This is a genomic window from Pseudochryseolinea flava (assembly GCF_003286915.1).
Classification (GTDB): Bacteria; Bacteroidota; Bacteroidia; order Cytophagales; family Cyclobacteriaceae; genus Ohtaekwangia; species Ohtaekwangia flava.
In genome coordinates, this window is record NZ_QMFY01000001.1 from 475,434 (window position 1) to 489,276 (window position 13,843).

Sequence of the window (13,843 nt, forward strand, 5' to 3'; positions counted from 1 at the left end):
TCAAGCCGATTTCACACCCGTTGAGATCGAAGATTAAATTGTACTTTTGAGGTTGATGAATTTACAGAATGAGATAACCGACTCAACGTTGTTGTTGCGAAATGTTAATGTAACCCGATACGTCACGCCGCTTCGGGAAGGTGGGTCACTTCCTGCGATCGTAGAAGCTGATGATCAATTTTTATACGTATTGAAATTTCGCGGCGCCGGACAAGGCACTAAAGCGCTTATCGCTGAATTAGTAGGCGGAGAGATTGCCAGACGACTCGGCTTTCGTATTCCTGAAATTGTATTCGCCAACCTTGATAGCGCCTTTGGAAAAATTGAAGGCGACGAAGAAATTCAAGACCTCCTAAAAGCCAGTACAGGACTAAATCTCGGCTTACACTATCTCTCCGGCGCGATTACTTTCGATCCGTTGGCAACACCAATCGACCCTCTACTCGCGTCAAAAATTGTATGGCTCGATGCATTACTCCTCAACGTCGATCGCACTGCAAGAAACACAAACTTGTTATGGTGGCACAAAGAACTCTGGCTTATCGATCATGGCGCTTCACTCTATTTTCATCATTCTTGGAATGACTGGGAAAATCCTAAACGACTTTTTCCCAATGTAAAAGATCACGTGATGTTACCTAAAGCATCTATGATTGATGCTGTCAATGAAGAAATGTCGAGCGTATTAACACCTTCACTCATCGAAACTATTGTGGGAACGATCCCAGACGAATGGCTTAATGATCCATTCTTCGAATCACCAGCATTAACACGGAAAGCCTATGTGCAATTTCTTCAAACAAGAATTGCCAACAGCATTTTTTTTGTAAACGAAGCGAACCATGCAAGAAAGTCACTTATTTGAATACGCCGTTATTCGCGTAGTGCCACGTGTGGAGCGCGAAGAATTCCTAAACATCGGCGTGATTTTACTTTGCGCTAAACAAAAATTCCTGCGCTGTAGAATTACGTTGCAACCCAATCGCCTCAACGTATTGTGCGCGACAATGGACTGTGACGAACTTCATGGATACATCGCCGCATTCGAGAAAATTTGCGCGGGCGGAAAAGAAGGCGGCACGATCGGCGCGCTCTCTATCGCCGAACGATTTCGTTGGCTAACCGCTACGCGAAGCACGATCGTCCAAACTTCTAAAGTGCATCCTGGGCTCTGCCACGATCCACAAGAAATGCTCGACAGATTATTTGAAGAAATGGTCGCGTGACATAAAACTAAATCACGGCGCACACTTAATACAAATTTAGCGACATCACCATTCATCAGGTTTCTACGCCGTATCTTTCGGATCAACATACGACGTGGTGTTAGGTTGTAAATTTTTTCTTTCAGAATTTTTCCAACGAACATGAAAGGCAACTACCTTTACTTGGAGTCATAATGACTATAATATCGAACCAATTTATAAGAATGAAATATTATGTTACACTGTTGTGCTTCTTGCTTCTGCTCGCAGGCTGCGCAAAGAAAAGATCCGGAAATCCGCGCGTGCTTGTATTCAGTAAAACAGCAGGCTATCACCATGAATCCATTCCACAGGGCGTTGCCGCCATTCAAAAGCTTGCCGCACAAAACAGCTTTGATGTCGACACCACAACAAACGCCAATTGGTTTCATGAAGACAGTTTAAAGAAATATTCCGCCATCATTTTTCTGTCAACGACGGGCGATGTGTTCAATCAGTATCAAGAAAGAGCCTTCGAGCGGTACATACAAGCTGGTGGCGGCTTCGTCGGAATTCACGCGGCCACTGACACCGAATATGATTGGGGATGGTATACCAAACTCGTAGGAGGACAATTTGCTGATCACCCACAAATACAAGACGCAGACTTACACATCGTCGACAAAGATCATCCTGCAACGAAACACCTTCCCGAAACATGGACACGAAAGGACGAATGGTACAGCTTCAAGAAAGTTAATACCGACACAAAAGTGTTAATGAAGATTGATGAGAAAAGCTACCAAGGCGGATCAGACATGGGTGAACATCCAATGTCATGGTACCACAACTACGACGGCGGAAGAGCGTTCTATACGGCGCTCGGCCATACAAATGAATCGTATCAAGAAGAAGCATTCTTGAAACATTTACTGGGCGGTATTCAATATGCCATCGGCGATAATCACGAATTGAATTATAACAAAGTCACAACGGTACTGATACCCGAAGAAGACCGTTTCACAAAAACGACGTTGGTAGCGGGAGAATTCTTCGAACCGGTGGAAATGACTATCCTTCCTAATCTTGATATCCTTGTCGCACAACGTCGCGGCGAAATTCTATTGTATAAAAATGGAAGTAATGCCGTCAAGCAAGTTGCCTTTTTGAATTCCTACAACAAAGCAACGCGACCAGATGTTAACGCAGAAGAAGGTGTACTCGGAATTCAAGCGGATCCTAACTTCAGCAAAAATCATTACGTGTATGTATTCTATAGTCCTTCCGACACATCGGTGAATAGGCTTTCAAGATTCAAATTCGAGAATGACATTTTTGATCTTAAATCCGAAAAGATCGTACTTCAGTTTTACTCGCAAAGAAACATTTGCTGCCACACCGGCGGGTCTATCGCGTTCGACAAAGATGGTTTGCTTTTCGTTTCCACCGGCGACAACTCCACACCATTCGACGAATCTAATCAACGTTATGTAAGCCATGGCTATGCACCGCTCGATGATCGAAAGGGACACGAACAATATGATGCGCGTCGCACATCGGGTAATGCAAATGATCTACGAGGTAAAATTCTCCGCATCAAACTAAACGAAGATGGATCTTACACTATTCCAGAAGGGAATTTGTATCCGGAAGGTACCGCGAACACACGCCCTGAAATTTATGTACAAGGAAATAGAAATCCCTATCGCATTTCTGTCGATAAGAAAAATGGGTTTCTGTATTGGGGAGAAGTTGGTCCCGACGCCAATGTAGATAGTCTTGAAACACGTGGTCCTCGGGGTTACGATGAAGTTAATCAAGCACGCAAAGCTGGCTTCTTTGGCTGGCCACTGTTTATCGCAAACAACATTCCTTACCACGCATTCGATTATGAAACGGGTAAAACAGGTCCGCTCTTCGATCCACAGAAACCTGTAAACACATCCTTAAATAACACCGGTATCAAAGAACTACCACCAGCACAACCCGCTTTCATTTGGTACCCTTACGGTCCATCATCTGATTTCCCACAGGTAAAAGCGGGAGGACGAAATGCGATGGCCGGCCCCGCTTACTACACTGACATGTTTCCAGAAGCAACACGTCTTCCTGAATATTTCAATGAGAAAGTATTTATCTATGATTGGGTTCGCGGTTGGGTAAAAGTAGTAACGCTCGAATCAAATGGCGACTTCTCTAAGATGGAACCGTTTATGGAAAACACGAAACTAAACGCACTCATCGACATGGAAGTTGGCCCCGACGGAAAACTGTACTATCTCGAATATGGCAACGGATGGTTTAGCAAAAATAAAGACGCGGCAATCTCACGCATCGACTACAACGCGGGAAATCTTGCCCCGAAAATATCGTCATTCAAAATCGACAAGACTTCTGGAGCGCTGCCCTTCACCATTGAACTCAACGCTGTAGCGACAGACCTCGAGAGCAAAACGCTTACGTACCGTTGGAATCTTGGCAACGGCGAACAGAAGGAGACGCAAGAACCAAGGTATACGTATACCTATAACAAACCCGGTGAATTCAAAGTGTCGTTAACAGTGATCGACAGCGAAAAACAAACCGCATCAAGTGACGGTGTTACTATTTTCGCCGGCAACGAAATGCCAGAAGTAGCGATCGACATCGCGGGGAACAAATCATTTTATTTCCCGGGCAAAAAAATTAAGTATACCGTAACCGTGAAAGACAAAGACGATCCGGCTGCGGATAAAAATACGGCCGGGCTATACGTAGCTGCTGATTATCTCGAAAGTAGCGATCGCGTAAGCGCTTCTATCGGTCATCAAGGTGTCTCCGAAACGATGATTGGAAAAAATCTCACACAGTCTTTGGATTGCAAAGCGTGTCACAAAGAAGCAGAGAAATCAATCGGACCATCCTATGCCGATGTTGCTGCGCGCTATCAAAAAGATCCAGACGTATTCAATAAGCTCTCACAGAAAATAATAAAAGGTGGTAGCGGCGTGTGGGGAGAAACAAACATGCCGGCTCATGCCGACTTGAAAGAAACAGAAGCGAAACAAATTGTAACATGGATTATGTCGCTGGTAAAAAGTGAAAGTAAGAAATCACTACCGGCATCTGGCGTTGTGAACGCTACCGTTGACAAACCAATTTTAGACCAAGGTATATTATTGCTTTCTGCGAGCTACACCGATATAGGAGGTAAAAACATCACACCCCTTACAGCATCTACGGAAGTAACACTGCGCAACAACAAAGTGTTTATGAACGACACGAAAAATCGTAAAGACTTCCGCTCTTATTATGTCAACGGTGTTCGTATGCTAATCACACCACAGGTAACGGGTTCTTTTGCGATCGAGAAGGTTGATTTGACCGGAATCAAAACACTTGACCTTAGTACGTTTTGGGACATCGCTCCGGAAAATGATTACACCTACGAAGTGCGTTTAGATAGTCCCGACGGAACCAAGGTCGGGTCGGGCATATTAAAGTCCCCGAAAAAGGACAACGCAACGCAAACGCTTGTCATTCCTATCACGACCGTAACCGACGGAAAATTCCACAGTGTCTTCATTGTGAGTCACTCGTCGGGTACACTAGACAAAGGATCCTTCAAGCTGAAGACATTAACCTTTAAAGACTAGCCACAGGAGAAACCCGGTAATATGTAGGCGTGGTTGTAAAAGTGTAAGCGCTTCCCTACTTTTAATTGCAGAGCCCATCTGTTTGTTGTTGCGAAAGCAACGGCGGAGAGATGGGTTTTCCTTTTTCAACAGAACCGTACACCTCATGAAATACTTTGACCTGCACCTCCATCCTTCATTGAAGAGCTCGCTTTGCATTAACAAGTCTGCTTGGGACACTGTAAAAATTAATGATGACGCACCGGAGTGGTTACGAGGGTTTCGAAATGTAATCGACTCCCAAGCTAACTTATCCCAAACGGTTGGCAAGTATGAATTGATTGTTGCGCCCATGGTAAGTTTGGAACGCGCATTCGCAAAGAACCTACTCATCAAAAATATTCTACCAAAACACAGTGCACTTAACCACGAATTGATCAAAGATATTCAGCATAACAAAGTATCGTATTTGTCAAGCCTAGAGCGCGATCGCGATACACTTGTCAACAGTATTGCACAGCAACCACAAAACGTTGTGTTGGTAAACAAGATTTCCGACTACGATCCAAATAAATTAAATGTACTTCTTGCCGTAGAAGGCGCACACAGTTTCAAACACGGCACAACAGATCCCGTCGAGAACTTTAAGAAGTTCAAAGACAAGCATCGCGTGTTCTATTTAGCGATTACGCACCTTAGCCGAGAAGAAGCCAGCACACATGCCTACGGTGTGAAAGTAAAAGTCGGCATCACCGGAAAAAATACCGATGAAGAATTCGATGACCTTGAGATAACAGCACTGGGCAGTAGCCTCAACTTTACACCAGAAGGAAAAGGATTAACGCCGCTGGGTGCGCGATTTATTGAAGCTTGTCTCAATCAACCCAAAGACAAGATTACGTTGGTAGATATCAAACACATGAGTTTTTATGCGCGTCAATATTTTTATCAAATGCGCATAGCCCGCCAGTGGACAAAAATTCCAATCATCGCGTCTCACACAGGTTTCACAGGCACGTCGCTGAATGGCGAAACATTCGTGAGAAGGATGCCGCCGTCAACAGGACACGAAATTACACGTCTCAAGTTCTGGCGAAAAAAAGGACTCGGAAACACGATGTTTAATCCATGGTCAATTAATCTCTACAAAGAAGACATCTTGACCATTCTTGATTCCAAGGGTTTGATCGGTCTCAGCTTTGATCAACGCATCGTGGGCGCCGGAAAAATATATCCAGAAGTGTTCAGCGCGAAAGAGCTACTGAAGAAAGATCCGCTGTCGCTGTGCTACTACATCAGTAAATCGTCCAGAAATCCAGACAAGAATCGCTACGAATGTTGGAACGAAGTTGAAGTTGGAAGCGACAACGAAGAATCCTTCAAAGACTATCTACAAGACATTTTAGAGGGGGAAGGCGATCTTCCTGAAGTGTCGAGCATTACATCATTTATTAATAATCTGTTGTACGTCATCAAAGTCGGTTTACTGCATGGCTACAACGGTACAAATGGAAAAGTTCACGTCTGGGACCATATCTGTATTGGATCGGATCTCGATGGCTTGATTGATTCGCTCGATTTTGCTCACGATAAATACAACTGCGTGAACGCACTAACGATCGACCTGTTAGTAGAGAAATTACGCGTCGACATTCGCATCATGGCCAAATATGATCCAACGTTCGACTATCAAATACAAGACATTGACAACAAACTCGAAAAGCTCTTCTACGCAAATGGTGTCAACTTCACTAAAAAGTTTCTTGACGGAACGCTTTTTTAAACTGAGCATTCGTTAGCATAAATAGAGTTTAATTTTCGACAACCTTTTGTATTCGTTATTCGTGTGATATTTTCACGCGATGCAAACAGAGAACGAAAGCAATCGAAAACTTTTTCTTTTAGGGATGATCCTTAGCATGACGTGCTGGGGTTTTAGCTGGACTGCTGGGAAGTATCTTTCTTTCTACGGGAATCCAATCACCATATCTTTCCTAAGGTTTATCACCACGTTCGTGTCGTTATATTTTTTGTTGCTATTTCTGAAGACACCACTCACCATTCAGAAAAAAGGTTTTCTAGACCTTTTCATAGCAGCCGTTCTCATCTCGGTATACACCTACTTATTCTTTAAAGGTATAACGCTCGGTCAACCCGGTGCTGGTGGCGTATTGGTCACCGTGTTAAATCCAATCATTTCGTATGGCATCATGCTCGTCATGGCGAAACGAAGACCGACAAGAAACGAAACCATCGGACTAATATTGGGCCTCCTTGCAGGTGTTGTATTGTTGAAGCTTACAACGGAAGCCGAAAACATTTTCAAAGCTGGCAACATTTATTTTCTACTCGCATCATTTAGCTGGGCGTTGCTGAGTTTATTTACAGCCAAAGCCTCGCGATATGGCTCACCTTTTACATTTAGCTTCCTGATGTATGGCCTGAGTACCGTTCTTCTGACACTCGTTTCTAACTTCGATGATGTACGCTCAACCCTTGCGAAAGGTGATTTGGTTTTCTGGTTCAACCTGATATTCAGCGCCACCATTACCACCTCGCTGGCCACAACTTTTTACTTTTATGCAACCGCGCGTATCGGTGCAAGTCGCGCCAGTAGTTTCATTTTTATGGTGCCGTTGTCTGCCGCACTCGGCTCGTGGATCTTTCTTGACGAGGTCGTGCAATTGCATACCATCATTGGTGGTCTACTCGGCATTGCCGCAGTTTATATACTGAACAAAAAATGATATAGTTGCCAGGTGCATTCATCATTTTCGTTTCGACATTCTCTTTTATTACTTTTGATTCACATTATACGCCTATGTTTGTAACCATTGTACACGTTTATGTTAAGCGGGAATTTGTTCAAGATTTTATCGCTGCAACCAAGATCAATCACGAGCAGTCTGTCAAGGAAAATGGCAACCTTCGATTTGATATTCTTCAAGATGCGCAAGACTCAAACAAGTTTGTGTTGTATGAAGCATATGCCTCGGAGGCATCCGTAGCTGCCCATAAAGAAACATCACATTATTTGCAATGGCGCGACACCGTTGCGCCTTGGATGGAGAAACCACGAGAGGGCGTAAAACATAAAATGTTGTTTCCTGCATCATGATCAAAGGATTCAATTTCGCCGCTACGCCAGATGTCCACTTTGGGATAGACAAACGCAACCTCATCCCATCGATCGTGAAGGGATATGGAAATCGTGTGTTGCTTGTTACAGGCGCATCTGCATTTACGTCTTCACCTCATGCACAAGAAATGCATGACGCATTTTCAGCGAACCAACTCCAAGTGACGCATGTGGTCATAGACCGCGAACCATCTCCTGCAATGATTGATGAGGCTGTTTCAAAATGCGTCGATATACCAAATGTTGTACTCGCCGTTGGCGGTGGTAGCGTGCTCGATGCGGGCAAAGCTGTTTCCGCCATGCTTCGATTACGTGAGCCTGTAAAACATTATCTCGAAGGCGTCGGCACAAAATCGCATCCAGGCATCAAAGTTCCTTTCGTCGCTGTGTCGACCACGTCAGGAACAGGTAGTGAGGCTACAAAAAATGCTGTGCTCTCGGAAACAGGCCGCGATGGATTTAAGAAATCGTTACGGCACAATAATTTCGTTCCTGACGTAGCCATTCTTGATCCTGAGTTAACGTTGAGCTGTCCTCCACATATCACGGCCTCCAGTGGCATGGATGCATTTACACAGCTACTCGAATCGTATGTATCCACTGCAGCAAACCCCATCACCGACGCACTTGCCTTAGAGGGACTAAAAAGAATTTCTACTTCGCTACGACTTGCCTATCGCGACGGTAGCAATATCGACACGCGAAGTGATATGGCCATGGCTTCTTATTTCTCCGGTGTAACCCTTGCCAATGCGGGCCTTGGATTGGTGCATGGATTTGCCTCAGCCCTTGGTGGATATTTTGATATTGCGCATGGTGTAATATGCAGCTCGTTGATGAGTGCAGCCAACAGAAGAACCGTTGAGAAACTACGTGTTGAAAAAACAAACCCAGAAGCGCTTAGAAAATTTGCTGTTGTCGGAAAAATATTTTCGAAAGAAAATCACAAAACAAAAGCATACTATGTCGATTTTCTTCTTGAAGAAATCGCTTCCTTAAAAAATGATCTGAAAATTCCAACACTTTCAGCATGTGGTGTTGAAGAAAAACATTTCGAAAAAATATTAAGCGCTTCTGATAATAAAAATAATCCTATAAAACTGTCATTAGATGAAATGAGAGCGGTTTTAAAAGAATCGCTATAATAAAGTTCAATTTGCCGACGCAACAAGAAGGTTACATCCGCGTTAAAAACGGCATATAAAATTGAACTAACCCCAACATTGTGAAAAGAACAATTACGCATTCTTTGACACTTTTTACACTGCTCGTTTCTCTTTCATCTTTTAACATTACCACGGAACCCGAAATCGTCGGTATGTGGGTTCGCAAAAGCGACAATCTTCGAATCAAAATATCCGCACATAACGAGCACATTCTCGAATCTTTTATCATTGAAGAGGGCAAAGAAAAATTTCCCTGCGAAGTATCGCAAATGCCGATTTACAAAAACATCATCAAGGCCGGTCGCAATTTGTGGTATTGTGATTTTCTAGTTGTCACAATCGGAAATTGTGCTACTAACTATGAGTCTGGAATTATTCAACTCATGAAAAATGGTGATCTCGAAATTACCTGCCCTGGGTTTGAAAAAAAGATCTACGCGAAAGCTAAGCCTAGATTAGAAAAGCAATAGCCACCCGAATGCTCATTCAATATCAAGAATCTCTTCTACTTTTTTTCTGATCGTTTAAACCTTAGACTAACTACATAGTCTAAAGTCATGGTATATCATTTGTAATCCATTATATCATGAAAAAATCAGCCTTTATCGTATACGCTCTACTCATCGCTGCAGCCTCGACGGCGCATGGGCAAAACAAGAATGATTCAACCGGTCTTCCTGGCGACAATTTCAGTTTAAATGGTGCGCTAGAATTATTCAAGCAGTCAGAATCGCCGGAAGAATTTGAAAAGAAACTAAACGCCGAAGACAGCAAAGTAAACAACCTAGATTTAAATGGTGACGGGGAGATCGACTACATCAAAGTAATCGACAAAGCCGACGGTGATGCGCATGCATTTGTTTTACAAGCTGCCGTGTCGGAAAATGAAAGTCAAGACATCGCCGTGATTGAAGTTGAAAAAGAAAGCGACGAAAAAGCAACACTTCAAATTATTGGTGACGAAGACTTATATGGCGAAGAAACAATTGTTGAACCTACCGAAAAAGTAAAAACAAACGCTGGTACAACGTCGTCGAATGTTACGGTGAACGTCTACACATGGCCATCTGTAAGATATGTCTATCGACCAGGTTATCGTGTCTGGGTTTCTCCTTGGGGATGGCATGCACGACCGGTTTGGTGGAGACCTTGGAGACCAGTGCACTATCATGTGTTTCATCCTTATCATGCGCATTATCGCCATCGCTATGCTGTGGTACATACCCACCGCACAGTTGTCGCACACCGCGTTTACCGCCCTACAAGAACAACATCGGTAATCGTAAGAACAAGACATCAAGAACCTGTGAATCGATATCGAACGCAACGCGTTGATCGGACAACAGTGATTCGACACAATGATAATCGCGCTGTACGAAAGTCAACAACGACCCGTCGCGACAATGGCGCGCGAAAAGGTACGACAACGAAAACGGTGAAACGAAAGTCACGATCTCGCGACTAATTAAAAGAAACGCCTGCTCCCAATGCAGGCGTTCTGATTAACGGACAACAAAGCAACTTATTCTGAGCGCAAATTCTCAGCTGGCCTCATCAGTGATGCATGAATCGCTTGATAACTTATTGTACCAAGCGCAATAACAAGTGCGATTAGCCCTGAGTAGATATAAACGTCTGCGCCGATCGCTGCCTGTTGCTTAAACTGCAATACCCATGATTTCATGATGTACCATCCCAACGGTGCTGCAATCAAAAATGATATCACGATTAAGATTACAAAGTTCTGTGTGAGCAATCGAAAAACGCTTTGCACGGATGCGCCCAACACAAGTCTGATGCTAATTTCTTTTTTCCGTTGCTCAACCATAAATGATGAGAGTCCATATAATCCAAGACACGCTACGATGATCGCCAGTACGGCGAAGGTTGTAAAAATCTGCCCCATGCGCAGCACGTCTTCATACATCATTCCAAAACTGTCATCCAAAAAGGTATAGCGAATGGGTTGATCGGGGGCAAACTTATTCCATGTTTCCGTTATGCGATCCATCGCGCCGTGCAAATCTGAAGTCTTCATTTTGACCGCCATAATGGAAGGACTATATCCTAGCGTCATACTAAGTGGACGGATATCTTGTTTGAGCGATTCATAATGAAAGTCTTCAACAACCCCGATCACCGTCCAGACACTTCGGTTTTGGATACGTTTTCCTAAAGGCTCCGGTCCTAAATTTAATTCCTTAACCATCGCCTGATTGATGATGATTCCACTAGAATCAGAAGCGATGTCGGCAGAAAAATTTCTCCCAGCAACTACCTTCAAACCGAGTGTAGGAATATAATCGTGATCGACGCGCCAAAATTGTGCGCCAATAGCATGATCTACATTTCGTTTTCCTTCATTCCAAAATCCATTGCCGTCGCGTTTCGTGCCCTCAACTGGAAGAAAGTCGCTAATCGTTACGTGTTGAATTTCACGATCCGATTTTAACGCATCCTTAAATGTTCGCACCTGATTGCCCAACTGATCCGCGCCTTGCACCAACAACACTTGTTCCTTATCAAATCCGATTTTGGTTGTCAGGATATGCTGCATTTGTCGGTAGATGATGAATGTGCCGATGAGTAACACGATGGAAGTCGCGAATTGAAAAACAACAAGTGTACTTCGCAAGGCAGAATTTTTTGTTCCGCTTGTAACGTTTCGCTTCAAGACTTGCGCCGGTCTGAATGATGAAAGGTAGAATGCCGGATATATCCCCGCGATCACACCAACAATGAGGGCGCCGCCAACAAGCGACGGAATTAACCACCATTCATGCCAAGGAAAAACAAGATTCTTACCTACTAACCAATTAAAATATCCGAAGAACAGTCGCGCAAGAACGAGCCCTAATGCAAACGATAAGAACGCAAACATCACTGACTCCGCTAAAAATTGATTGATAATGTTCGCGCGTTGTGATCCAACAACTTTTCGTAGGCCAACCTCTTTCGCACGGTTTGAAGATTTCGCAGTCGAAAGGTTTACAAAATTGATACAGGCAATGAGTAGGATAAAAACTGCAATCGCGCCTGCAAGTTTAATGAACCGCATATCACCGTGACTGATACCCTCTGGATACACCCCCATTTCATTCAGGTAAATATCTTCTAAGGGCTGCAACTTGTGTGAAAGATGTGATAACGCTTCCTCCACGTCGGCCATACCAGATTCTTTGAGCGGTTTGAGAAAGTGTCGCTCCTTTAGCATCAGCAATTTTTTCTCAAACGCATGAACATCCACACCTTCACGAAGAAGAACATAAGTATGATAGTTACTGGCACGCCAATTCGTTTGTTCTCCCGGATAGAACTCACGTCCAGAAAGCGTCACAAAAAAATCAAACTTCAGATGGGTATTTTCCGGAAAATCTTCGACAACACCACCGATTGTCAATGCACGTTCCTTATCGTTATTCACGATCATCACCTTACCGATTGGATTTTCACCTGGAAAATATTTATCGGCTTTCTTTCGCGTGATCACCAACGATAGCGGCTTGGATAATGCGGCCTTTGCATTTCCATAAACAAATGGCGTGTTCATCATCTGGAGTAGCTCCGGATCTGCGTACACGAATCCGCCTTCGTATGTATTTTCTACGCGATCCTCAGGACGAATATTATTATGTCCGGCACCAAACAATTCTACTGGATTGATACGTGCCACCATTTCGATTTCAGGATAGTCTGGTCCGAGAACAGTTCCAAATGGCGCGGGCATATGTACATCGCGATCGACGGTCTCAGGGCCCTCGTAAATTTCAACTACGCGAAAAATTCTGTCTTTGTTCGGAACATGCGCTTCAAAACTCAACTCCTCACGAATGAAGAGCGCGATCAAAAGACACGCTGCAACACCTAATGCAAATCCTCCGATCTTAATAGCAGAGTAGGTTTTTTGACGCGACATACCACGCCAACTGATCTTGAAATAATTGTTCAGCATTGTCATATGATTAAAGTGGTGACGCGCGCGGCGAATAGCAAAAGGTCGCAGGTAATGAAACACCTCATACCAATCGTTCAGCTTCGCGCGAAAACTAGATTTATCGCTTACGACTTGATAAAATTTTTCATCCAAATCGCCTTCAACTTCTTCGGCTAATTCTGCGCGCAAAAACCAGCGCAATAACCGTCGTGAGAGACGAGGAGGTTCAACATTTGATGCCTTCATCTTATTGACGATTACTCACAGATCGAATTTGAGTTTACCTGTCGCAAAGTCAGGAAACTGTTCCCATAGCGACACCTTGAAATCACGCGACTCCTTTAATACTCTTTTACCATAAGCCGTGATGACATAAATACGTTTTCGACGACCACCACGCTCGGAGGTCGCGTTACCCATTTCGGATTTAAGAAAACCTTTCTCTTCAAGTCTGTTCAACGTTGAGTGCACGGCGCCGATAGAAATAGCGCGCCCAGTTTGTGACTCAAACTCCTCTGCCATTTTAAAAGCATAAGCCTCTTCACCCAATATGCCAACAAGCAATAGAATGGTTTCTTCGAAGTCCCCGATCTTCGTTTCTTTCATTTGATACTAAATTGTAGAACTAATATACGCGTGTTGACTTTATTTGTTATACATTTTAGTATCAAATCATAAAAAATATTTTCAAAAATACATTTCCAACTTGTTTTCGACATTTCTGTGGCGACCGCGGAATCGCTCCAGTAGGATAAAACAATCTTTACACCCTGCAGACAACAACAAGCGTTTTCTAGAGAATCCTT

11 protein-coding genes are annotated in these 13,843 nt (G+C 43.7%); 9 read left to right on the forward strand and 2 right to left on the reverse strand.

Going from position 1 to position 13,843, the window contains the following annotated elements:
- Positions 1-55 precede the first annotated feature (55 nt).
- The 9 genes from DQQ10_RS02200 to DQQ10_RS02240 all read left to right on the forward strand — a co-directional run bounded on the left by DQQ10_RS02200 (position 56) and on the right by DQQ10_RS02240 (position 10,568).
- The gene (locus DQQ10_RS02200; protein ID WP_112745154.1) at positions 56-865 is read left to right on the forward strand and encodes a HipA family kinase; all 810 of its coding nucleotides are present in this window, start codon (positions 56-58) and stop codon (positions 863-865) included.
- On the forward strand, positions 843-1,226 hold the full coding sequence (locus tag DQQ10_RS02205) for a DUF3037 domain-containing protein (protein WP_112745155.1): 384 nt from the start codon (positions 843-845) through the stop codon (positions 1,224-1,226). Before DQQ10_RS02200 ends, DQQ10_RS02205 begins: the two co-directional genes overlap by 23 nt.
- A gap of 203 nt (positions 1,227-1,429) precedes the next feature.
- Positions 1,430-4,819, forward strand: coding sequence for a ThuA domain-containing protein (locus tag DQQ10_RS02210; protein ID WP_221409652.1), 3,390 nt, complete (start codon positions 1,430-1,432; stop codon positions 4,817-4,819).
- Positions 4,820-4,964: 145 nt separating this feature from the next.
- On the forward strand, positions 4,965-6,581 hold the full coding sequence (locus DQQ10_RS02215) for an amidohydrolase family protein (protein ID WP_112745157.1): 1,617 nt from the start codon (positions 4,965-4,967) through the stop codon (positions 6,579-6,581).
- A 79-nt stretch (positions 6,582-6,660) separates the two neighbouring features.
- Positions 6,661-7,545, forward strand: a complete 885-nt coding sequence (locus tag DQQ10_RS02220; RefSeq protein ID WP_112745158.1) for a DMT family transporter — start codon at positions 6,661-6,663, stop codon at positions 7,543-7,545.
- A gap of 74 nt (positions 7,546-7,619) precedes the next feature.
- On the forward strand, positions 7,620-7,916 hold the full coding sequence (locus DQQ10_RS02225; RefSeq protein WP_112745734.1) for an antibiotic biosynthesis monooxygenase: 297 nt from the start codon (positions 7,620-7,622) through the stop codon (positions 7,914-7,916).
- On the forward strand, positions 7,913-9,082 hold the full coding sequence (locus DQQ10_RS02230) for an iron-containing alcohol dehydrogenase (RefSeq protein WP_112745159.1): 1,170 nt from the start codon (positions 7,913-7,915) through the stop codon (positions 9,080-9,082). The genes DQQ10_RS02225 and DQQ10_RS02230 overlap by 4 nt, the downstream gene beginning before the upstream one ends.
- 80 nt (positions 9,083-9,162) lie before the next feature.
- The gene (locus tag DQQ10_RS02235) at positions 9,163-9,573 is read left to right on the forward strand and encodes a hypothetical protein (protein WP_112745160.1); all 411 of its coding nucleotides are present in this window, start codon (positions 9,163-9,165) and stop codon (positions 9,571-9,573) included.
- A 116-nt stretch (positions 9,574-9,689) separates the two neighbouring features.
- Positions 9,690-10,568, forward strand: a complete 879-nt coding sequence (locus DQQ10_RS02240; protein WP_112745161.1) for a hypothetical protein — start codon at positions 9,690-9,692, stop codon at positions 10,566-10,568.
- A gap of 57 nt (positions 10,569-10,625) precedes the next feature.
- Here the strand turns inward: DQQ10_RS02240 and DQQ10_RS02245 are convergent, their stop codons facing one another.
- Both DQQ10_RS02245 and DQQ10_RS02250 read right to left on the reverse strand, forming a co-directional pair.
- A complete protein-coding gene (locus DQQ10_RS02245; RefSeq protein ID WP_221409653.1) occupies positions 10,626-13,283 on the reverse strand; it encodes an ABC transporter permease in 2,658 nt (885 codons plus the stop codon).
- 15 nt (positions 13,284-13,298) lie between these two features.
- Positions 13,299-13,643 (reverse strand): PadR family transcriptional regulator, encoded by a 345-nt coding sequence (locus DQQ10_RS02250; RefSeq protein WP_112745162.1) that lies wholly within the window; start codon positions 13,641-13,643, stop codon positions 13,299-13,301.
- Positions 13,644-13,843: the final 200 nt, after the last annotated feature.

Excerpts from the sequence above, each read along its gene's own strand:
- DQQ10_RS02200 (WP_112745154.1), top strand. The coding sequence starts at position 56 with ATGAATTTACAGAATGAGATAACCGACTCAACGTTGTTGTTGCGAAAT.
- DQQ10_RS02205 (WP_112745155.1), top strand. The coding sequence starts at position 843 with ATGCAAGAAAGTCACTTATTTGAATACGCCGTTATTCGCGTAGTGCCA.
- DQQ10_RS02210 (WP_221409652.1), top strand. The coding sequence starts at position 1,430 with ATGAAATATTATGTTACACTGTTGTGCTTCTTGCTTCTGCTCGCAGGC.
- DQQ10_RS02215 (WP_112745157.1), top strand. The coding sequence starts at position 4,965 with ATGAAATACTTTGACCTGCACCTCCATCCTTCATTGAAGAGCTCGCTT.
- DQQ10_RS02220 (WP_112745158.1), top strand. The coding sequence starts at position 6,661 with ATGCAAACAGAGAACGAAAGCAATCGAAAACTTTTTCTTTTAGGGATG.
- DQQ10_RS02225 (WP_112745734.1), top strand. The coding sequence starts at position 7,620 with ATGTTTGTAACCATTGTACACGTTTATGTTAAGCGGGAATTTGTTCAA.
- DQQ10_RS02230 (WP_112745159.1), top strand. The coding sequence starts at position 7,913 with ATGATCAAAGGATTCAATTTCGCCGCTACGCCAGATGTCCACTTTGGG.
- DQQ10_RS02240 (WP_112745161.1), top strand. The coding sequence starts at position 9,690 with ATGAAAAAATCAGCCTTTATCGTATACGCTCTACTCATCGCTGCAGCC.
- DQQ10_RS02245 (WP_221409653.1), bottom strand. The coding sequence starts at position 13,283 with ATGAAGGCATCAAATGTTGAACCTCCTCGTCTCTCACGACGGTTATTG.
- DQQ10_RS02250 (WP_112745162.1), bottom strand. The coding sequence starts at position 13,643 with ATGAAAGAAACGAAGATCGGGGACTTCGAAGAAACCATTCTATTGCTT.